Annotated in this window: 16 protein-coding genes and 1 pseudogene; 3 read left to right on the plus strand and 14 right to left on the minus strand. The window is 72.3% G+C overall.

Translation table 11 applies throughout. The features are described from left to right. The 3 genes from GPA10_RS34745 to GPA10_RS34755 all read right to left on the minus strand — a co-directional run. Positions 1–568: carboxyl transferase domain-containing protein (locus tag GPA10_RS34745; RefSeq protein WP_281364872.1), on the minus strand; the 568-nt coding region annotated here is incomplete at its 3' end. Between the two features lie 614 nt (positions 569–1,182). Beyond that, positions 1,183–2,022, minus strand: coding sequence for a DUF4097 family beta strand repeat-containing protein (locus GPA10_RS34750; RefSeq protein ID WP_058850779.1), 840 nt, complete (start codon positions 2,020–2,022; stop codon positions 1,183–1,185). A gap of 124 nt (positions 2,023–2,146) precedes the next feature. Continuing rightward, positions 2,147–2,680 (minus strand): toxin-antitoxin system HicB family antitoxin, encoded by a 534-nt coding sequence (locus tag GPA10_RS34755; RefSeq protein WP_058850780.1) that lies wholly within the window; start codon positions 2,678–2,680, stop codon positions 2,147–2,149. 312 nt (positions 2,681–2,992) lie between these two features. Between GPA10_RS34755 and GPA10_RS34760 the strand changes: the two genes are divergently transcribed. Then, positions 2,993–3,604 (plus strand): YceI family protein, encoded by a 612-nt coding sequence (locus GPA10_RS34760; protein WP_157168939.1) that lies wholly within the window; start codon positions 2,993–2,995, stop codon positions 3,602–3,604. Between the two features lie 30 nt (positions 3,605–3,634). On the opposite strand, the gene GPA10_RS34765 is transcribed toward GPA10_RS34760, so the two are convergent. The 9 genes from GPA10_RS34765 to ureA form a co-directional block, all read right to left on the minus strand. Further along, positions 3,635–4,177, minus strand: coding sequence for a hypothetical protein (locus GPA10_RS34765; protein ID WP_058850782.1), 543 nt, complete (start codon positions 4,175–4,177; stop codon positions 3,635–3,637). Positions 4,178–4,222: 45 nt separating this feature from the next. Beyond that, on the minus strand, positions 4,223–5,602 hold the full coding sequence (locus GPA10_RS34770) for a hypothetical protein (protein ID WP_157168940.1): 1,380 nt from the start codon (positions 5,600–5,602) through the stop codon (positions 4,223–4,225). A gap of 370 nt (positions 5,603–5,972) precedes the next feature. Further along, positions 5,973–7,595, minus strand: a complete 1,623-nt coding sequence (gene cimA / locus GPA10_RS34775) for a citramalate synthase (protein ID WP_157168941.1) — start codon at positions 7,593–7,595, stop codon at positions 5,973–5,975. 345 nt (positions 7,596–7,940) lie between these two features. Continuing rightward, positions 7,941–9,101, minus strand: a complete 1,161-nt coding sequence (locus tag GPA10_RS34780; protein ID WP_157168942.1) for a TolB family protein — start codon at positions 9,099–9,101, stop codon at positions 7,941–7,943. Next, positions 9,098–10,177: a TolB family protein gene (locus GPA10_RS34785; protein WP_246260319.1), complete on the minus strand. Its 1,080-nt coding sequence runs from the start codon at positions 10,175–10,177 to the stop codon at positions 9,098–9,100. Before GPA10_RS34785 ends, GPA10_RS34780 begins: the two co-directional genes overlap by 4 nt. Before the next feature lie 177 nt (positions 10,178–10,354). After that, positions 10,355–10,963, minus strand: coding sequence for a TetR/AcrR family transcriptional regulator (locus GPA10_RS34790; RefSeq protein WP_157168993.1), 609 nt, complete (start codon positions 10,961–10,963; stop codon positions 10,355–10,357). Positions 10,964–10,986: 23 nt separating this feature from the next. Next, on the minus strand, positions 10,987–12,006 hold the full coding sequence (locus tag GPA10_RS34795) for an agmatine deiminase family protein (protein ID WP_157168943.1): 1,020 nt from the start codon (positions 12,004–12,006) through the stop codon (positions 10,987–10,989). A gap of 10 nt (positions 12,007–12,016) precedes the next feature. Next, entirely contained in the window at positions 12,017–13,699 is a 1,683-nt protein-coding gene (locus tag GPA10_RS34800; RefSeq protein ID WP_157168944.1) for an urease subunit alpha, read from the minus strand. Then, positions 13,699–14,421 carry an urease subunit gamma gene (ureA, locus tag GPA10_RS34805; RefSeq protein ID WP_343041654.1) on the minus strand — a complete coding sequence of 241 codons (723 nt, stop codon included), beginning with the start codon at positions 14,419–14,421 and terminating at the stop codon, positions 13,699–13,701. The genes GPA10_RS34800 and ureA overlap by 1 nt, the downstream gene beginning before the upstream one ends. Positions 14,422–14,865: 444 nt before the next feature. On the opposite strand from ureA, the pseudogene GPA10_RS34810 reads away from it, so the two are divergent. Then, positions 14,866–15,702, plus strand: a pseudogene (locus tag GPA10_RS34810) (chitinase); the annotation flags it as partial. A gap of 230 nt (positions 15,703–15,932) precedes the next feature. Here the strand turns inward: GPA10_RS34810 and GPA10_RS34815 are convergent. Then, complete coding sequence (locus GPA10_RS34815) at positions 15,933–17,021, minus strand: branched-chain amino acid aminotransferase (RefSeq protein ID WP_058850789.1); 1,089 nt, start codon at positions 17,019–17,021, stop codon at positions 15,933–15,935. A gap of 246 nt (positions 17,022–17,267) precedes the next feature. Next, entirely contained in the window at positions 17,268–18,308 is a 1,041-nt protein-coding gene (locus GPA10_RS34820; RefSeq protein WP_157168945.1) for a 3-isopropylmalate dehydrogenase, read from the minus strand. Positions 18,309–18,496: 188 nt separating this feature from the next. Here GPA10_RS34820 and GPA10_RS34830 point away from each other — a divergent pair, with 188 nt between their 5' ends. Continuing rightward, a complete protein-coding gene (locus tag GPA10_RS34830; protein ID WP_058850790.1) occupies positions 18,497–20,080 on the plus strand; it encodes a purple acid phosphatase family protein in 1,584 nt (527 codons plus the stop codon). Positions 20,081–20,115 lie beyond the last annotated feature (35 nt).

Consider the following 20,115-nt stretch of genomic DNA (forward strand, 5'->3'; position numbering starts at 1 on the left):
TGTAGGCGGCGCCGCCCGCACACGGGCCCAGCATCACCGAGATCTGCGGGATGACGCCGGAGGCCCTGGTGTTGCGCTGGAAGATGCCGCCGTACCCGGCGAGCGCGGACACCCCCTCCTGGATACGCGCGCCGGCGCCGTCGTTGAGGGACACCAGCGGCGCGCCCGCCGCGATCGCCATGTCCATGATCTTGTGGATCTTCGCGGCGTGCGCCTCACCGAGCGCCCCGCCGAAGATCCTAAAGTCGTGCGCGTACACGAACACCGTACGGCCCTCGACCGTGCCCCACCCGGTGATCACACCGTCGGTGTAGGGCTTCTTGGCCTCCAGGCCGAACCCGGTCGCCCGGTGCCGGCGCAACTGCTCGACCTCCTGGAACGAACCCTCGTCCAGGAGGAGACCGATCCGCTCGCGGGCGGTGAGCTTGCCCTTGGCGTGCTGCGCCTCGGTCGCCTTCTCACTCGGTCCGGCCAGCGCCTGCGCACGGATCTCCGCCAATTCGGCGACTCGGCCCCGCGCGTCCGCGGGCTCGCCCGCCGAAGATCCAGCTTCGTCCAAAACGGTCATGCTCTCGACCTTACGGAGGACCGGGGGGAGAACGGACCGTCGACTCCGCACAGTCTCCGGCCCGTTTTCCTGGCACCCCCGAACAGAACCCTTCGGAGATGCAGCCGAAGTGACTGCTCAGAGGCCCATGCGGCTGTAGAGATTCCACAATCTGCGCGAGTGAGAGTCAGCTCACATCAGGGCGGATCCGATGCCTGCCCGGGTGCGGCACACCGCTCGGCCGGGGTGCCGCACCGCCCCGCCCCACGGGCCACCGCCGTCGCCGCAGGCCACCGGGCAGAACCTCAGGTGTCGCCCGGCGCACTCCGACATCACCGGTTACCGGCGCGGTCACGGACCGGTCACCTTACGTGGGGCAAGTGAATTGGCGGGGCCCGACAACCGCCCGGGCGCTCTCGGAGGGCGAGAAACGGGCGCGGAACGGTCCTCGGGAGGGCTCCCGTGGGCTCCTCGTGAGGCTTTTGGGGGTCAGCTCTCAAGGCCCGGGGATCGCGCCCGGGGATCACGCCCAGGGATCACGCCCAGGGATCACGTTCGGCGATCGCGTTCGCCGGTATCGAGCCCGGCGACCAAGCCCGGTACCACCAAGCCCGGCGACACCAAGCCCGATGACATCAAGCCCGGTGGATCAGGATGTCCCCGGCCCCGGTGCGCCCCCGCACCTGCACCGTCTCCCCCGAGTCCCCGGGCCCCTCGGAGCTGCCGAGCGCCTGCCGTACCGCCCCGACCTTCGTCTGTACGTCGAGCCAGGCCGCCGTGCCCTCGCGGATGCCGATGTCCAGGCCGCCCATGCCGGTCTGGAGGACGACCGTGCCGCGCACCACCTCGCCGACACTGATGCCGCCGTTGGCCGTCCTGACGTTGACGTCGGAGTGGGCGCTGCCGATCGTGATCGTGCCGTTCGACGCCTTGACCCGGAGGTCGCCGGCGACCTCGCCGATCTCGGTCGGGCCGTTGGAGTTCTTGACCACGGCGGTGCCGCCGACCGTGCGGAGCCGGACCTCGCCGGACGCGGTGGTGACGTCGACGGGGCCCTCGGCGCGGTCGACCACCACCTGGCCGTACCCGGTGTGCAGGCGCGCGGAGCCCGCCCAGTCGATCCGGATGTCCCCGGCCGAGGTCTTCACCTCGCACTCCCCCAGGCGGCCCTCGGCGCTGAAGTCGGCCATGGACGTGTTCACCTGGAGGTGGGACCCCTCGGGCAGCAGGATCTCCACGTCGACGGATGAGCCCTTGCTGAACAGCGAGCGCTCCTTGGGTCCCTTCACGAGGAGCCGCCCGCCGGAGCACTCGACCCGGGTCTGCTCGGCGGCCCGCACGTCCACCTGCCGGGACTCGGTGGTGGGGCGCACTTCGACGACGGTGTCGGTGCGGTCGGAGGCGGCGATCCGCAGCGACCCGATCTCCACGATCACCGTGGCGTAGACGGGCTTGGCGGTGTCGAAGGTAGGCATGGGGCTGTCCTCATCCTGATGGGTCGTCCGGATCGTCGTCCCGGCGCGTCCTGTGAACCGTCCGGGCCGGATCCGGACAGGGCGGCGGCGTGGCTGCGCACGGGCGGAGCCGCTGGGGCCCGTCCTAGCGCGCCCATCCCGTGAAGCTGTTCCCGACGTTCTGGGACGCGTGCGACGTGGGCTGCCTGCTCGCGTCGCCCTGCTTGAGCGCGTCGGCGACGGTGCGCACCAGCCAGGCGTTGACCGAGAGGCTCTCGGCGGCGGCGGCCTCCTCGGCCTGGGCCTTCAGATGCATCGGGAGGCGGAGGTTGATCCGGGCCGTGCCGCCCTCGTCCGACTCGGGGACGGACACCGGGGCGGGCGCGGGGCGGGCGGCGCGGACCTCCATCGGCGGCGCCTCGAAGCCCTCGCCGGTCGGCGCGGGCGTCACCACGAAGTCCGGGTCGCCGCCACGCAGACGCACGTCGACCGAGCCGGGGGCCAGGTCTCGGGTAATCTCGTCCATGGCCGCGGACAGCACATTGAGCATGGTCAGCCGGGTGGCCGACTCCAGCGGCGCGATCAGACGCTCGGCGATCGCGCGAGCGTCCTCACCCCCGGCCTCCGCGGCGACCGCGAGCTCCTGCCGGAGTTGGGCGACATACGGCGTGAGGTTCATGACACCACTATGGCACCACAATGGTGCCATAGCAAGCGTCACCGCCTCGCGAACCGCGACCTCGTCGACTTCGCGCGCGCCTGAGCGATGGCACCACACATGGCACCACGTCCCGGACTCGCGCGAAGTCCACGCCGGACGCACCCCGACCCTCCCCCGGCCGAAACCCCCCGCGCCGCGACACGCCCGCACCCACTCGGCGTGTAATCGCCTCGACACGCTCCGCTTGATATTGAATATTGAACGGGATAGCGTTACCGTCGAAGTCGTTGAACAGTCAACTATTCATCCCGAGCACCCGAGGAGCACGTCATGGGAATCTTCAGCCGCAAGGACGACACCACCGCCACCACCGCCGCCACCACCGAGGCCGCCCCGGACCTCACGGCCCTGACCGGTGACTACGCCCTCGACCCGGCGCACACGACGATCGGCTTCGTCGCCCGGCACGCGATGGTCACCAACGTCAAGGGCTCCTTCCAGGAGTTCAGCGGCACGCTGCACCTGGACGGCAACGACCCGTCCGCGTCGTCGGCGACCCTCGACGTCAGCATGGACAGCATCGACACGGGCAACGCGGACCGCGACGGCCACCTCAAGAGCGCGGACTTCTTCAAGACCGACGAGTTCCCGCAGATGACCTTCCGCTCCACCAAGGCCGAGGCGCTCGGCGGCGCGGACTACCGCATCACCGGCGACCTCACGATCCTCGGCACCACCAAGCCGCTGACCATCGACCTGGAGTTCAACGGCGCCGCCAAGGACCCCTTCGGCAACGAGCGCGTCGGCTTCGAGGGCAAGGCGGAGATCCTGCGCTCGGAGTGGGGCCTGACCTGGAACGCGGCCCTGGAGACCGGTGGCGTCCTCGTCTCCGACAAGATCAAGCTCACCTTCGACGTCTCGGCGGTCAAGAACGCCGCCTGACCTCACCGGGGGTGCGAGGGGCGGTGCGCCTCAGGAGGCCGGGGTCCGGCCCGCGGGCAGCTCCCAGCGGCCCGAGTGCCCCGGCGGCAGCCCCAAGTCGTCGCGTACGGCGGAGTAGTACCGCGCACGGGCGGCCCGCTGGCGGGCGAGCAGCGCCGCCCACGCGTCGGGGTCGTGGGCGCCCGCCCGCAGGAACCGCTCCATCTCGATCACGACGACCACCCACTCCCGCGCCTGCTCCACCACCGGCGCCGCACCGAGCAGCAGCAGCGCCTCGCCCGCCGGGTCGCGGCCGTCGGCGGCCTCGGCGAGCAGCGGTTCGGCCTCCGCGGCGGACAGCGGGTGGGGGTGCGGGTCGTTGCCCTGGTGGGCGGCGATGCGGTACGTCAGGGTGACGTTGCGCTTCAGGACGCGCGCGTAGTCGCTGTAGACCGCGAGACGCCGCTCCTCCCAGCGGGTCTCGCGCTCGCGCCGGAAGCGGATCCGTTCGCCCCGCATCACCGCGACGTACGACCCCATGGCACCGATCACCACGCCTATCAGGGCGGGCAGTTGAGACAGGAACTCGGACACCGGCGAACGGTACCGTGCGCCGCCCCGCGCGCAGGCGCCGCCGCCTCAGAAGCCGCCGCCCCCGAAGTCGCCGCCCCCGCCGCCGAAGCCGCCCCCGAAGTCGCCGCCCCCGCCGAAGTCGCCACCCCCGAAGTCACCCGGCGAGAAGTCCGCCCCGGAGACGTCGCCGCCCTCGTAGCCCGCTCCGGGTCCGAAGTCGCCGTACCCGGCGCCGTAGCTCGCCGCGTAGGCGGGGCTCGCCATCATCGAGCCGAGCGCCGTGCCGACCAGGAGGCCCGGCAGCATGCCGCCGCCGAAGTAGCCGCCCACCCAGGGGCCGTAGGCGGGCCCGGCCTCCCAGTAGGGCCGCCGTTCGCCGGGCCCGGTGGCCACGGTGCGGGTCATCGGGTCGTCGCCGTCGGCCAGGCGCACCGCGTCGGCGGCGCACACGGGTACCTCGCGGGGGCTGCCCCCGGCGGGGGTCCACTCGGCGTCCCGCACGGAGGGGCCGTGCCGGGGGTCGAAGAAGCACGGGGCGCGGCGCTCGGGCAGGGGCCGCCCCTCGCGTCGTGCGGCGAGCAGCGCCAGGGAGAAGCGGCCGTCCTCCAGGGCCTGGGTGACGGCGCGGACCTGCTCGGGCCGCTGGGCCGCCGCCATGAACGACTTGGCCTTCTCGTAGGCGTCCAGGGACCGTTCGTAGTCCGCGCGCATGGCGTCGTCCGCGCCGGCCTCCGCCGGGTGGAAGTCGAGCCGGTCGAGTTCCTCGCCGAAGGCGGTGATGTCCTCGTCGACGACCACGCGCAGCTTCTCCAGGGCCGCGCGCTGCTCCTCCTCGTGCCTGCGGCGCTTGCGGCGGGCGATCGCGTAGGCGCCCGCGCCACCCGCGGCCACCACCGCGCCGACGCCGATCAGCGCACCGACGGGCGCGCCGTCGGCGTCACCGCCGCCGCCCCAGGACGCGGGGGCGGAGCCGGAGGCCTCGGACACGGCACGGTCGACGAACGTGTCGAGTTGCGGGTCGGCGCGCTCGCCCTGGACGAACGCGGACAGGTTCTTCACGGCGTCGGCCGAGAGCACCGATCCGTCGGCCCTGGCGTCGAATCGGTCGCCGAGGCGGACGGCGTACACGCCAGTGATGCCGGTGGCGGTGCGCAGCTTGCGGAACAGGTCGTCGCGGTCGGGGAACGAGGCGGGGAGCACGGCCACGAACACCGGTTTGTCCGCCTTCTCGATCCGGTCGGCGAGTGCGTCCGCGTCGGCCGCGGACAGCTGGGAGGACGCCGCTTCGTCGACGTACACCGGCTTCTTCTTCAAGGCGTCGGCCACCGCCTGGACGTCCGTCGCGGCCTGGGCACCCGGCGCCGCGGCGAGCGTGGCGCCTAGGGCCAGGAGCAGTCCGGACAGGACCAGGTTCAGCCACGACGCCGCCTGCCTGGTGGGCCTCATACTCCACGCTAACTCTTCCGGCCCCGGCGTGTGCCCCGCCAGGGGCGCGAGGAACGGCGCGCGCAACCCACGAAAAACCGCAGACGCATCTGCCGAACGGCCCAGCAGACGCGTCCGCGGCCCGGTCCGTAGCTGGCCGCGCAGTTCCCCGCGCCCCTAAAAGGGGCCCAGCCAGAGCACCCCGCAAGGGGCGCGGGGAACTGCGCGCGCAACCCCCAAAAACCCGCAGACGCATCTGCCGAATAGCCCGGCAGACGCGCCTGCGGCCCGGTCCGTAGCTGGCCGCGCAGTTCCCCGCGCCCCTAAAAGGGGCCCAGCCAGAACGCCCCGCAAGCGGCCCAGCCTGACCGCCCCGCAAGGGTCCCGCCCCTTACGGGGCCGGTTCGACCCCCGCGCGCAGCAGGCCGTAGGTCACCGCGTCCTCCAGTGCCTGCCAGGACGCGGCGATGACGTTGTCCGCGACGCCGACCGTGGACCACTCGCCCTCGCCGTCCGCCGTGGAGATCAGCACCCGGGTGGTGGAGGACGTGCCGTGCTTGCCCTCCAGGATGCGGACCTTGTAGTCCACCAGCTCCAGCTTGGCGAGCTGCGGGTAGATCTGCTCCAGGCCCACACGCAGGGCCCGGTCGAGGGCGTTGACCGGGCCGTTGCCCTCCGCCGTCGCCACGATCCGCTCGCCCTTGGCCCACACCTTCACCGTGGCCTCGTTGGCGTGCGTGCCGTCGGGGCGGTCCTCGGTGATGGCGCGCCAGGACTCGGTGCGGAAGTACTGCTGCGCGCCCGCGCCGCCGTCGCGCCCGCGCAGCTCCTCGCGGAGCAGCAGCTCGAAGGAGGCGTCGGCGGCCTCGTAGGTGTAGCCGCGCAGTTCGCGCTCCTTGACCCGCTCCACCACCCGGCCGACCAGTTCGCGGTCGCCGCCGAGGTCGAGGCCGAGCTCCTTGCCCTTGAGCTCGATGGAGGCGCGGCCCGCCATGTCGGAGACCAGCATGCGGATGCGGTTGCCGACGAGTTCGGGGTCGATGTGCTGGTACAGGTCGGGGTCGACCTTGATGGCGGAGGCGTGCAGGCCCGCCTTGTGGGCGAACGCGGAGACGCCGACGTAGGGCTGGTGCGTGGACGGGGCGAGGTTCACGACCTCCGCGATGGCGTGCGAGACACGGGTCATGTCCCGCAGGGCGCCCTGCGGCAGGACCCGCTTGTCGTACTTCAGCTCCAGAGCGGCCACGACCGGGAACAGGTTGGCGTTGCCGACGCGCTCGCCGTAGCCGTTGGCGGTGCACTGCACATGGGTGGCGCCCGCGTCGACGGCGGCGAGGGTGTTGGCGACCGCGCAGCCCGTGTCGTCCTGGGCGTGGATGCCGAGCCGGGCGCCGGTGTCGGCGGCGACGGTGGCGACGACGGCCTGGACCTGGGCGGGCAGCATGCCGCCGTTGGTGTCGCAGAGCACGACGACGTCGGCGCCGGCTTCCGCGGCGGCGCGCACCACGGCCTTGGCGTACTCGGGGTTGGCGCGGTAGCCGTCGAAGAAGTGCTCGCAGTCGACGAACACCCGGCGGCCCTGGGAGCGCAGATAGGACACGGTGTCGCGGACCATCTCGACGTTCTCGTCGAGGGTGGTGCGCAGGGCCAGCTCGACATGCCGGTCATGGGACTTGGCGACCAGCGTGACGACCGGGGCGCCGGACGCGAGGAGCGCGTTGACCTGCGGGTCGTCGGCTGCCTTGGCGTTCGGCCTGCGGGTGGCGCCGAAGGCCACGAGCTGGGCGTTCTTGAAGGTGATCTCGGCTGCGGCGCGGGCGAAGAACTCGGTGTCGCGGGGGTTGGCGCCGGGCCAGCCCCCCTCGATGAAGCCCACGCCGAAGTCGTCCAGGTGCCTGGCGATGGTCAGCTTGTCCGCGACGGTCAGGTTGATGCCCTCACGCTGTGCGCCGTCGCGCAGCGTGGTGTCGAACACATGAAAGGAATCGTCGGGAGTACTGCTCTTCTCCGTCATGCTGTCTGGCTCCTGTGTCGGATCTCGGTGTACCGGGAGGACCGGTTCCACCACCCCCCATGATCCCTCGCGCTCCGTCTCCCGGTCGTGGGTGGGCCGGAAAACGAAAAAACCCCTCGCGGTGCGAGAGGTCTGCGCGCGGGTCGAGGACGACGGTGTCCGCCCGTACGTGATGTGTACGAGGCGATCACTGCGGACCGGCGCGCTTGCTGCCAATAATCATGGCGAACACGAGCATGCACGGCAGCCTGCCACAGCCGGGGCCGCCCGCGCCGCCCCGTCTCACGATGCGGGCGGCGTGGCGGACGGGTCCCCGGTCCGGCGACCGGGGACCCGTCCGTGCGGCTACGGCCGGCCGCGTCCCGCCGTCCACAGGAAGACGTCCGCCACCCCGTTGGTGTCGTCGGGCACGAGGTCGGCGGCCTCCGAGCCGAACACGACGGCGCGGCCCCCGGCCGCCACCGCGCCCGGTGCGGCCTGGGCGTCGGCGGGGCCGACGGTCTCGCCGCGGCCGGTGCGCAGGTCGAGCAGGCGCAGCCCGGCCGCGTCCGACAGGGCGGCGTACCGCCCGTCGGCGGTGACCGACCTGGCGCGGCCCTCCGCGACGCGCTCGGTGGTGCCGGTGCGCACGGTGTGGACGTACAGGCCGCCTTGCGCGGTGAACAGGACGCGGCGGCCGTCGTCGGTGAGGCGCAGCAGCTCGGCGGTGCCGAGGCCGGTGTCGAGCTGGGTGCGGATGCCGGTGGCGGGCTCCTTGAGGAAGATGTCCGCCGTGTCGTCCGGGCCCTCGCTGTGGCCGCCGATCTGGTACGCGACGCGGCTGCCGTCGTCGGTGACCGACGCCGCGCCCTTCCAGCCCTCCTCCGGTCCCGAGATCAGCTCGTCGGTGCCGGTGGTGGTGGAGCGGACGTACAGGAGGCGGGCGTGCTGGGTGCCGTGGCGGTTGCCGAGGGTGTACGCGACGCGGGTGCCGTCGGGGCTCAGGGCGTGCACGGCGCCCAGTTCGTTGGAGCCCGGCGGGTTCTGCGGCCAGAGGCGGGTCGCGGTGCCGGTGGCCCGGTCGTACAGGTAGGGCGCGGCGAACCGTCTGGTCGCGGTGAAGGCGACCCGGCTGCCGTCGGCGCTCAGGAGCGGGCTGCCGTAGAGGTGGCCGCTGCCGAGGTCGATGCCGGTCAGGGTGCCCGTGGTCAGGTCCTCGACCTTCAGACAGGGCGAGTACTGGTCGCAGCCGAGCGCCGGTGCGCGGGTCACGAACGCGGCGTGGCGCCCGTCGGCGCTGAGGGCGCCGCCCCCGGAGGCGCCGTCGAGCTGGGTGCCGTCGGCGGCGGTGCTGAGGCGTTCGAGGCGGGGGGCGGCGTGTGCCGGGGCTGCGGGGGCGTGGGCGGTCGCGGGCACCGTGTCCGCGTGCGCGGTCGTGGCGGCGGCGAGCGGGGCGGTGCCGAGCGCGAGGCCCAGCACCGCCGTCCACAGGGCCGCGGGGCGCGATCGCTCGCGGGATCGCGTCATCGGCGCGTCCACTTGAAGACGTCGTTCAGGCCGTTGGTGTCGCCGGGCACCAGGTCCGTCTCGCCGGAGGAGAAGACGACGGTGCGGCCCTTGGCGCCGACCGAGCCGGGGACGGCCGAGCCGGTGCCGACGATCTGCACGTCGCCGGTGCGCAGGTCGCGCAGGCGCAGCGTCGAGGCGTCGTCGGTGTAGAGCAGGTGCCTGCCCTCCGGGCCGAGTGCCCTGGCCGTGGTGCCGGACCAGTGCTGCACCTTGCCGGTGCGCAGATCGCGTACGTAGGCGCCGTTCGCGGAGTTCAGCGCCACGGTGCGGCCGTCACCGCTGATCTCCACGAGCGTGGCGGCGGTGCCGTCGTCGACGCGGGTGAGGGTTCCGGTCGTGCGGTCGCGGACCCAGACCTGCTTGGTGCCCGCGTCCTCGTACGCGATGTAACGGCCGTCGGCGCTGATCGAGGGGTTCACCATGTCGCGTGCGGCGTCGGGCGGGCCCTCGCTGACGACTTCGCGGGTGTTCGTGGTCCAGTCGTAGACCTCGACGCGGTACGGGTCCGCGGGGTGCTGCGGCCGCAGGACGTAGGCGACGTAGCGGCCGTCGGCGCTGATCGCGGCCTCGCCGGAGCCTTCCTTGAAGCCCTTGGCGTCGACGCGGCGCTTCTCCCCCGTGCTCAGGTCGACCACGAAGGAGGCCGTGGTGTGGGTGCCCCAGTCGAGGTACGTGGCGAAGCGGCCGTCGTCGCTGATGTCGGGGGCGGTGAGGCTGTCGCGGATCCTGGTGACCTCGGCGGACGCCTGGTCGCGGACGTGCGCGGAGCTCTGCGGCCGCGGATAGGTGTCGGGCGTGAGATTGGTGGCCGCGCTGCTGAAGGCGACGTGGCCGCCGTCGGTGGTGACGGTCCCGCCACCGGAGGCACCGTTGCCCTCGGTGCCGTCTGCGGCGACGCTCACGCGCTCGATGTGCGGCGCGCGACGGTCGTACGACGGGGCGGACGGGGCGGCCTGCGCCGCCGAGGGTAACGCGACGGCGGTGAGCACCGTGGTGAGAGCGGCTGCGGACACCAGATGTACGGCTCTGTGCATGATTCCCCCCGGAATCCCCTCGGAGCGCCCGAAGTCCGTGTGGACGCGTCGGACGCGTCTCCCCCGGCCCGGCGCCGAGGGCCCACCCGGATACAAGCGCGCCCCCCGGCGGCCCGCAATCCGCTGGAGTACGTACAACCTCCACGGCCCCTCACGCGTCCGTACGCAGAACGCCCGCTAGCTCTTCGGGACCAGCGCTTCGTCCAGGAACTCCCTTGCGTGGGACAGGACTTGGTCCCGCGAGGTGCCGCGCAGACCGATCGCCACATGGATGGAGAAGCCGTCGAGGAGGGCCCGCAGGCGGGTCGCGAAGCGGTCGGCGTCGACGGCCCCGAACTCGCCGCGCGAGACGCCCTCGGCGAGCAGCGCCACCAGGTCGCGGTGCCAGGCCCGCTCGATGGCGGCCTGCCGGTCCCGGCCTTTCTCGTCGGCGTTCAGGGACCGGTTCCACACCTCCAGCCAGAGGGTCCAGTGCGGGTCGCGGTGCCCGTCGGGCACGTACAGCTCGACGTACGCGTCGAGGCGGGCCCGCACCGGGCCCGTGCGGGCGAGGAGCCGGCCGCGTTCGGCGCCCAGCCTGCCCTCGCTCCACTCCAGGGTGCGGAGCAGCAGTTCGTCCTTGGAGCCGAAGTAGTAGAGGAGGTGGCCGCTGCTCATGCCGACCTCGCGGCCGAGCGCGGCCATGGTGAGCTGTTCCAGGCCGCGTTCGGCGATCATCTCCATGGCGGCCGCCATGACGTCCTCACGCGGTGGGGCGTTCTTCCGCGCGCGGGCCGGACCGGCCATCCCGTACTCCTCGTACTCCTTGGTCACACCTTCGGCTGCTGCTGGGTGATGCAGTGGATGCCACCACCCCCGGCAAAGATCGTACGGGCGTCGACGAGCGTCACGGTCCGGTCGGGGAAGAGGCCGCGGAAGATGCCCGCGGCGATCTCGTCGTTCGGGTCGCCGAAGGCGCACAGGACGACGCCGCCGTTGCAGAGGTAGTGGTTGATGTACGAGTGGTCGACGAAGCCCTCGTCGTCCTTCAGGGCGGTCGGCGCGGGCACCTCGACGAGCCGCAGGGTGCGGCCCCGCGCGTCCGTCTGCCCCGTCAGGGTCGCGACGACCTCCTTGCTCACCTCGAAGTCGGGGTGCGCGGGGTCGCGCTGCGCGTGCACGAGGACGACGCCGGGCGCGGCGAACGCGGCGACGATGTCGACATGGCCGAGGGTGCCGAAGCCGTGCCCCGGGTAGTCGGCGGTGAGGCCGCGCGGCAGCCAGATCGCCTTGGTGGTGCCGATGCGGGCGTGGATCTCCGCCTCGACCTGCTCGCGGGTCCAGCCGGGGTTGCGCTCGGGGCCGAGCTGCACGGTGTCGGTGAGCAGCACGGTGCCCTCGCCGTCGACGTGGATGCCGCCGCCCTCGTTGACGAGCGGCGAGGAGTGCACGGGGACGCCCGCGAGGTCGGCGACGTGCCGGGCGACCTTCGCGTCGTGGTCCCAGCGGGCCCACTCCTGGGCGCCCCAGCCGTTGAACGTCCAGTCGACGGCGGCGAGCCGGTCGCCGTCGCGGACGAAGGTGGGGCCGATGTCCCGCATCCACGCGTCGTCGAGGTCCCGCTCGACCAGGTCCACGTCCGGGCCGAGGAGCGCGCGGGCCGACGCGCTCTGGCCGGTGCCGACGACCATCGTGACGGGCTCGAAGCGGCGCACGGCACAGGCCACGGAGGCCCAGGCGGCGCGCGCGTCGGCGAGTTCCCGCTCGGTGGTGAAGGTGGGGTTGGGGCCGGGCCACGCCATCCAGGTGCGCTCGTGCGGGGCCCACTCGGCGGGCATGCGGAAGGTCATCGCGGGGTCCTCACAGGAAGTACAGGCGGTTGAGGGAGACGGAGTCGGCGGGCGCCGAGCGCAGCGGGTCGCCGTCGAGGGTGACGAGGCCGGAGTCCTGGTCGACGTCGACGGCTCCGGTACGGGAGTTCAGGCGCAGATCGGCGGGGCCGATACCGCGGGTGCCGCGGACGGCGACCCGCCTGCGGCGCGTGGGCATGGTGTCGTTGCCCTGGTCGACGGCGGCCTGCGCGACGAAGGCCACGGAGATGTCGGCGGGCGTCGCGCCGTACGCGCCGAACTGCGGCCCGAGCACGAGGGGTTCGCAGGTGTCGGTGGCGGCGTTCGGGTCGCCGACGACGCCGTACGCGGGGAAGCCGGACTTCAGCACCAGCTGCGGCTTCGCGCCGAAGAACTCGGGGCGCCAGAGCACGATGTCGGCGAGCTTGCCGACCTCGATGGAGCCGATCTCGTGGGCGAGGCCGTGGGCGATGGCGGGGTTGACGGTGAGCTTGGCGACGTAGCGCAGGACGCGGCCGTTGTCGTCGTGCGGGCCGTCGCCCTCGCTCGGGCCGAGCTCGGCCTTCATCTTTCCGGCCATGGCGAAGGTGCGGCGTACGGTCTCGCCCGCGCGGCCCATGCCCTGCGCGTCCGACGACGTGATCCCGATGGCGCCGAGGTCGTGCAGGACGTCCTCGGCGCCCATGGTCCCGGCGCGGATGCGGTCGCGGGCCATCGCGGCGTCGCCGGGCAGGTCGGTCTTCAGGTCGTGGACGGAGACGATCATGCCGTAGTGCTCGGCGACGGCGTCGCGGCCGAAGGGCAAGGTGGGGTTGGTGGAGGACCCGATGACGTTCGGTACGCCCGCCATCTTCAGGACGTTCGGTACGTGACCGCCGCCGCAGCCCTCGATGTGGAAGGCGTGGATGGTCCTGCCGTCCAGGACGCGCAGGGTGTCCTCGACCGACAGGCACTCGTTCAGGCCGTCGCTGTGCAGGGCGACCTGGACGTCGTGCTCCTCGGCTACGCGCAGCGCGGTGTCCAGGGCGCGGGTGTGGGCGCCCATGTCCTCGTGCACCTTGAAGCCGGACGCCCCGCCCTCGGCGAGTGCCTCGACCAGCGGCGCCGCGTGCGAGGACGAGCCGCGGCCGAGGAAGCCGATGTTCACGGGCCAGGCGTCGAAGGCGTTGAACGCGTGCCGCAGCGCCCATGGCGAGTTGACGCCGACGCCCCATACCGGGCCGAACTCCTGCCCGATGACGGTGGTGACGCCGGAGGCGAGCGAGGCCTCCATGATGCGCGGCGACAGCAGGTGCACGTGGGTGTCGACGGCACCGGCGGTGGCGATGAGGCCCTCGCCGGACACGATCGAGGTGCCCGTACCGACGACCACGTCGACGCCGTCGAGGGTGTCGGGGTTGCCGGCCCGCCCGATGGCGTGGATCCGCCCCCCGCGGATGCCGACGGACACCTTCCTGATGCCCTGCACCGCGTCGACGACGACGACGTTGCTGATGACGACGTCGCAGGTCTCGCGCACCGCGGCGGCCTTCAGGTGCAGTCCGTCGCGGGCGGTCTTGCCGAACCCGGCGAGGAACTCGTCGCCGGGCCGCTGGGCGTCGGACTCGACGCGCACGACGAGCCCGGAGTCACCGAGGACGAGGCGGTCACCGGCGCGGGGGCCGTGCACGGAGGCGTACTCGTAGGGGTCCATCACTCGCCCTCCTCGGGGGTCTCGGGGTGGTGCTCGTACGGCGTGCGCGCGCCCAGGTATCCGCAGGCCGCGGCGCGCCGCAGGGCCTCGTCCCGTGCTCCCGGCGCGTCCAGGGGTCCGTCCACGAGACCCGCGAAGCCGATCGCGATCCGGTCGCCGCCGATCGGCAGGAGGCCGACCTCGGCCGTGTCCCCGGGGGCGAAGCGCACGGACGACCCGGCGGGCACGCACAGCCGCATGCCGTAGGCGGCGCCGCGGTCGAAGTCGAGCCGCGGGTTGGCCTCGAAGAAGTGGAAGTGCGAGGTGACGCTGACGGGCACGGTCGCGGTGTTGCGCACGGTGAGCGTGAGGGCGGGGCCGGGTTCCGGATCCGGCGGCGCGGGCCGCAGCGCGCCGGGCGCGTCCGGGCCGAGCGAGCCGCCGCCCACGGGGTCGGCGACCACGGCGAGCCGCGAGCCGTCGTCGAAGACGGCCTCCACATGCACCTCGGTGACCACGTCGGCGACGCCCGGCAGCACGTCGTCGGGGCCGAGCACCGACCGCGCCCGCTCGATCGCCTCCGCGAGCCGCGCCCCGTCCCTTGCGGCCTCGCACACCGTGTCGGCGATCAGGGCGGTCGCTTCGGGCACGTTCAGCTTCAGGCCGCGCGCCCTGCGGGCCCTCGCCAGCTCGGCGGCGCCGAAGAGCAGCAGCCGGTCGCGCTCCGTGGGGGTCAGTCGCACGCCGCCGCACCTCGCATCGGTGGTTGGGAGTCACCGCCGCCGGCCGTGGGCGGCAGTCATCGCCGACGGCCGTGGCCGACCATCGGTTAGAGCGGCACTCTAACTGTTAGAGCGGCACTCTAACCAGCGATCCCGCGGGGCATCGGCGCTTCGCGCCCCGCCCTCGTTGCCCGGACGGGCTTAGGAGCGAGGCCGTCCGGGAATTGGTCCAGACCGTTGACTTGATTGGTCCATGCCAATAGCCTCGCGTCCCGTACAGCGTTCGGCACCACACCCCCATCCGGAAACCCACTCGAGGGAGTGCCCTTGAGAACCCCCACAGCCAGACGCTTCCCGCTGCGGCTCACGACCGCGCTCATCTCCCTGGTCGTCCCGCTCACCGCCCTCACCGCCCCGGCACGGGCAGCCGACGCACCCGCGGCCGCCCCCGCCGAGGCCCGCGCCCCCGGCTTCGTGCAGGCCGCCCCCTACCTCTACCTCGGCTGGGGCAACCCGCCGAGCGCCACCGAGGTCATGCGGGCCACCGGCATCAAGTGGTTCACGATGGCGTTCATCCTCGCCCGCAACGGCTGCAACCCCGCCTGGGACAGCCAACGCCCCCTCACCGGCGGCGTGGACGAGACCACCATCAAGGCGATCCGTGCCGCGGGCGGCGACATCGTCCCCTCCATCGGAGGCTGGAGCGGCAACAAGCTCGGCCCGAACTGCTCCACCCCGCAGGCGCTCGCGGGCGCGTACCAGAAGGTCATCGACGCCTACAAGCTCAAGGCGGTCGACGTCGACATCGAGAACACCGACGAGTTCGAGAGTCCGGCGGTGCAGGACCGCGTCCTCGGCGCCCTGAAGATCGTCAAGCAGAACAACCCGGGCCTCAGGACGATCCTCACCTTCCCGACGCTCAACACCGGGCCCAACTCCTGGGGCAACCGCCTCATCGAGCGGTCCAAGGCCCTCGATGCGAACATCGACAACTTCACGATCATGCCGTTCAACTTCGGCGGCCACGCCGACATGTACGGCAACACCGTCAAGTCCACCGAGGGCCTCAAGAACAAGCTCAAGGCCGTGTACGGCTGGTCCGACGCCGAGGCCTACGCGCACATCGGCATCTCGGGCATGAACGGCAACAGCGACGTGGGCGAGGTGACCACGCCGCAGATCTGGACGCAGATCCGCGACTGGTCCAACGCCCACCACATCGGCCGCCTCGCCTTCTGGGCGGTCAACCGCGATCGCCCGTCCTGGCAGTTCACCTCCATCACCGCCGGATTCACGGGCTGATCCACCGGCTCGTCCAGCGGCTGTTCCAGCCGCCGATCCACCAGGTGACCGGCCCGGTCCTTCCCCCAGTGGCCCCTGCGCGGGAAGGGCCGGGCCTCCTGCTCGCCGAGGCCGCGCAGTGTCCCGCCCTTGCCCGCGGGGTCGCCCCGGCATGACGAGGGCCGGGTCCGGCAGTCGGTGACTGCCGGACCCGGCCCTCGTCGGCGTGCGTGCGGGATGCGGGTGGGGGCTCAGCCCAGGCGGTGCATCCACCCGTGCGGGTCCGCCGCCACGCCCCGCTGGATGTCGAGCAGCGCGTCCCGCAGCTTCATGGTGACCTCGCCGGGCTCGCCGCCGCTCTGCGCCCACTCGCCGCGCGCGGACTTCACCGTGCCGACCGGTGTGATGACGGCGGCGGTGCCGCAGGCGAAGACCTCGGTGAGCGTGCCGTTCTCGGTGTCGGCCTGCCACTGGTCGATGGAGACGCGGCGCTCCTCGGAGGTGTAGCCGAGGTCGCGGGCGACGGACAGGAGGGAGTCGCGGGTGATGCCCGCGAGCAGGGAGCCGGTCAGCTCCGGGGTGATGATCTTGTCCCCGTACACGAAGTACAGGTTCATGCCACCCAGTTCCTCGACCCACTTGTGCTCGACGGCGTCGAGGTAGGCGACCTGGTCGCAGCCCTTCGCTGCGGCCTCGGCCTGGGCGAGCAGGGACGCGGCGTAGTTGCCGCCGGTCTTGGCGTCGCCCATGCCGCCGGGGACGGCGCGCACGCGGTCCTCGGAGAGCCAGATGGACACGGGCCTGACACCGCCGGGGAAGTAGGCGCCCGCGGGCGAGGCGATGACCGCGAAGAGGTACTCGTTGGCGGGCTTCACACCGAGCCCGACCTCCGTGGCGATCATGAACGGGCGCAGATAGAGCGACTCCTCGCCGCCGTGCGCGGGCACCCAGTCGATGTCCTGCGCGACCAGGGCGTCGCAGGCCTCGATGAAGGTCTCGACGGGCAGCTCCGGCATGGCCATGCGGCGCGCGGAGGACTGGAAGCGCCGGGCGTTGGCCTCGGGGCGGAACAGGGCGACGGAGCCGTCGGGCTGGCGGTAGGCCTTCAGGCCCTCGAAGATCTCCTGGGCGTAGTGCAGGACGGTGGTCGCCGGGTCGAGCGAGAACGGGCCGTACGGCACGAGCTGGCCGTCGTGCCAGCCGCGCCCCTCCGTCCAGCGGATCGTCACCATGTGGTCGGTGAAGTGGCGGCCGAACCCGGGGCTGGCCAGGATCGCCTCGCGCTCCGCGGCCTGGGCCGGGGTCGAGGTGGGCTTGAGCTCGATCGAGGGCGTCGTCATGGTTGCGTGTCCTTCACCGGTTTGTGTGTGACGGACCGCGCTCGTGCTCGCACGCGCGCTTGCACGGCGTACGGGCATACGCCGCTTCGCGGCCCCACGTCCGATTATCGCTCGTGGTGCGGCTCGAATGAAACGGCGGTCCTGGCGGCCCTGGGTTCGATGGTGACACCCGGTGGCCGCAAAGGAGAAGCCGCCGGGTGCTGGTGCGACCCGGCGGCCTGCTGTGACGTGGGAGCAGCCGGCGGGTCAGCCCGCTACGCGTACGGCGAGAGCGGTGCCGATCTCGTCGGTGGTGCGGCGGGAGTCCCCGCGGGCGCCGAGGTCGGCGGAGACGGCTCCCTCGACCCTGCTCGCCTCGTCGTCGTAGCCGAGGTGGCGCAGAAGGAGGGCGACGGACAGCACCGTCGCGGTCGGGTCCGCCTTGCCCTGGCCCGCGATGTCGGGCGCCGAGCCGTGCACCGGCTCGAACATCGACGGGAACTCGCGGCTCGGGTTGATGTTGCCGGAGGCCGCGACGCCGATGCCGCCGGAGACGGCCGCGGCGAGGTCGGTGATGATGTCGCCGAAGAGGTTGTCGGTGACGATCACGTCGAATCGGCCCGGGTCGGTGACGAGGTAGATCGTCGCCGCGTCCACGTGGATGTAGTCCGTGGTGACCTCGGGGAACTCCTCGGCGACCTTGTTGAAGACGTTCGTCCAGAGGTGACCCGCGAAGGCGAGGACGTTGTTCTTGTGGACCAGCGTCAGCTTCTTGCGCGGGCGGGCCTGGGCGCGGGCGAAGGCGTCCCTGACGACGCGCTCCACACCGAAGGCCGTGTTCACGGAGACCTCGGTGGCGACCTCGTGCGGGGTGCCCTTGCGGATGGTGCCGCCGTTGCCCGTGTAGGGGCCCTCCGTGCCCTCGCGCACGACGACGAAGTCGATCTCGGGCTGGCCCGCGAGGGGCGTGGCGACGCCCGGGAGCAGCCGGGACGGGCGCAGGTTGACGTGGTGGTCGAAGGCGAAGCGGAGCTTGAGCAGGAAGCCGCGCTCCAGGACGCCGGAGGGGACCGAGGGGTCGCCGATGGCGCCGAGCAGGATCGCGTCGTGCGCCTTGAGGTCCGCGAGGTCGGCGTCGGTGAGGGTCTCCCCGGAGGCGTGGTAGCGGCGGGCCCCGAAGTCGTACTCCTTGGTCTCCAGCTTCACGTCCTCGGGGAGGACGGCGTTGAGGACCTTGAGCCCCTGGGCCACGACTTCCTGACCGATCCCATCACCGGGGATCACTGCGAGATCGATGCTGCGAGACATGTCGGCACCGTACTCCTCGTCCCATCCCATGACACACGCCGTCCATGATGCGGACAGTCGAGTGTGCGCGCCGGGCGGCCCGGTCCTCCCTGGCCCGCCCCGGTCCGCTCCGGCCGGTTCCCCTCCGGTCCACAGGAGTTCACCGCGGTGTGGGCCGCGGATGGGGAGCCGCTGGGAAGTTACTGGTCATGGACACTCCCAACGTCGGCATCCCCGAGCACCTCGCGCAGCGCCTGAGCATGCCGGAGCAGCACGAGTACCTGCGCCGGAAGCTGTCGCGCCGCAAGGTCCTCGTCTCCTCCATGGTCACCGCGGGCGGCGCGGGCCTGCTCGCCGGCAGTTCGGGCAGCGCCCACGCCGAGCGCGCGCCGGCCGCGTCCCCCCTCGCCGTGGAGCGCGGGCCGGCGGCCAAGGTCGACGGCCGGATGGTGGCGCCCTTCGGCCGGCACCTCGCCTTCGGCAGCGATCCGCGCACACAGATGCGGGTCTCCTGGCAGGTGCCGCTCGCGGTGAAGGACCCCTACATCCGGGTGGGGACCGCGCCCTGGGAGCTGAGCGAGAAGATCGAGGCGGAGGTGCGCGACCTGCATACGCCCGCGCTCTCCCGCAGACTGCCGAAGGTCGAGCAGTACTACCTGCACGCGGCCCTCGACGGCCTGCGTCCCGGCACGACGTACTACTACGGCGTCGGCCACGACGGCTTCGACCCGGCGTCGCCGGAGCGGATGTCCACCATCGGCTCGTTCCGCACGGCACCCGCGCGCCCGGAGACGTTCGTCTTCACGGCCTTCGGCGACCAGGGCGTCAGCTACGAGGCGCTGGCCAACGACCAGTTGATCCTGGGGCAGAACCCGGCGTTCCATCTGCACGCGGGCGACATCTGCTACGCGGACACCACGGGTCACGGCAAGGAGGGCGACACCTACGACGCGCGGGTGTGGGACCAGTTCCTCGCCCAGACCGAGTCGGTGGCGAAGTCCGTGCCGTGGATGGTGACGACCGGCAACCACGACATGGAGGCGTGGTACTCGCCGAACGGCTACGGCGGCCAGTCGGCCCGCTGGTCGCTGCCCGACAACGGCTTCGACCCCGAGCGGGCGCCGGGCGTCTACTCGTTCCGCTACGGCAACGTCGGCGTCGTCGCCCTCGACGCCAACGACGTCTCGTACGAGATCACGGCCAACAAGGGCTACTCGGACGGCAAGCAGACGGCCTGGCTGGACGAGCGGCTCGGGCGGCTGCGCGCGGACGACGACATCGACTTCGTCGTCGTGTTCTTCCACCACTGCATGTACTCGACGTCGACGCACGCGTCCGACGGCGGCGTGCGCGACGCGTGGCTGCCGCTGTTCACCAAGCACCAGGTGGACCTGGTGATCAACGGCCACAACCACGTGTACGAGCGGACCGACGCCGTCAAGGGCGGCGAGGTCGGCAAGCCGGTGCCGGTCGGCGCGTCGACCGATCCGACGCGCGACGGCATCGTGTACGTCACCGCGGGCGGCGCCGGCAAGGACCTGTACGGCTTCCCGGTCGGGGTCAGGGACAGCTACGAGGGCCACGAGCACGACGAGGGGACGATCCTCACGTTCCACTGGACCAAGCAGCACCTGCCCGACCCCGACACGGTCGAGTGGTCACGGGTGCGCTACACCGGCTTCTCGTTCCTCGCCGTGGAGGTGAGTGCCGGGCCGAGCCCGAAGCTCACGGTCTCGGCGCTCGCCGAGACCGGCGAGCGGGTGGACCACTTCGAGATAGCGCGCGGGAAGTAGCCGCGCCCGGGGGTGGTGCGGGTGGTGGGGCGGGG

Origin of the sequence: Streptomyces typhae (genome assembly GCF_009755605.1) — a bacterium.
In the GTDB taxonomy this organism is placed as follows: Bacteria; Actinomycetota; Actinomycetes; order Streptomycetales; family Streptomycetaceae; genus Streptomyces; species Streptomyces typhae.

Bases quoted from the DNA above. Each gene is read 5' to 3' on its own strand.
- GPA10_RS34750 (WP_058850779.1), bottom strand. From the start codon at position 2,022: ATGCCTACCTTCGACACCGCCAAGCCCGTCTACGCCACGGTGATCGTG.
- GPA10_RS34755 (WP_058850780.1), bottom strand. From the start codon at position 2,680: ATGAACCTCACGCCGTATGTCGCCCAACTCCGGCAGGAGCTCGCGGTC.
- GPA10_RS34760 (WP_157168939.1), top strand. From the start codon at position 2,993: ATGGGAATCTTCAGCCGCAAGGACGACACCACCGCCACCACCGCCGCC.
- GPA10_RS34770 (WP_157168940.1), bottom strand. From the start codon at position 5,602: ATGAGGCCCACCAGGCAGGCGGCGTCGTGGCTGAACCTGGTCCTGTCC.
- cimA (WP_157168941.1), bottom strand. From the start codon at position 7,595: ATGACGGAGAAGAGCAGTACTCCCGACGATTCCTTTCATGTGTTCGAC.
- GPA10_RS34780 (WP_157168942.1), bottom strand. From the start codon at position 9,101: ATGACGCGATCCCGCGAGCGATCGCGCCCCGCGGCCCTGTGGACGGCG.
- GPA10_RS34785 (WP_246260319.1), bottom strand. From the start codon at position 10,177: ATGCACAGAGCCGTACATCTGGTGTCCGCAGCCGCTCTCACCACGGTG.
- GPA10_RS34790 (WP_157168993.1), bottom strand. From the start codon at position 10,963: ATGGCCGGTCCGGCCCGCGCGCGGAAGAACGCCCCACCGCGTGAGGAC.
- GPA10_RS34795 (WP_157168943.1), bottom strand. From the start codon at position 12,006: ATGACCTTCCGCATGCCCGCCGAGTGGGCCCCGCACGAGCGCACCTGG.
- GPA10_RS34800 (WP_157168944.1), bottom strand. From the start codon at position 13,699: ATGGACCCCTACGAGTACGCCTCCGTGCACGGCCCCCGCGCCGGTGAC.
- GPA10_RS34815 (WP_058850789.1), bottom strand. From the start codon at position 17,021: ATGACGACGCCCTCGATCGAGCTCAAGCCCACCTCGACCCCGGCCCAG.
- GPA10_RS34820 (WP_157168945.1), bottom strand. From the start codon at position 18,308: ATGTCTCGCAGCATCGATCTCGCAGTGATCCCCGGTGATGGGATCGGT.
- GPA10_RS34830 (WP_058850790.1), top strand. From the start codon at position 18,497: ATGGACACTCCCAACGTCGGCATCCCCGAGCACCTCGCGCAGCGCCTG.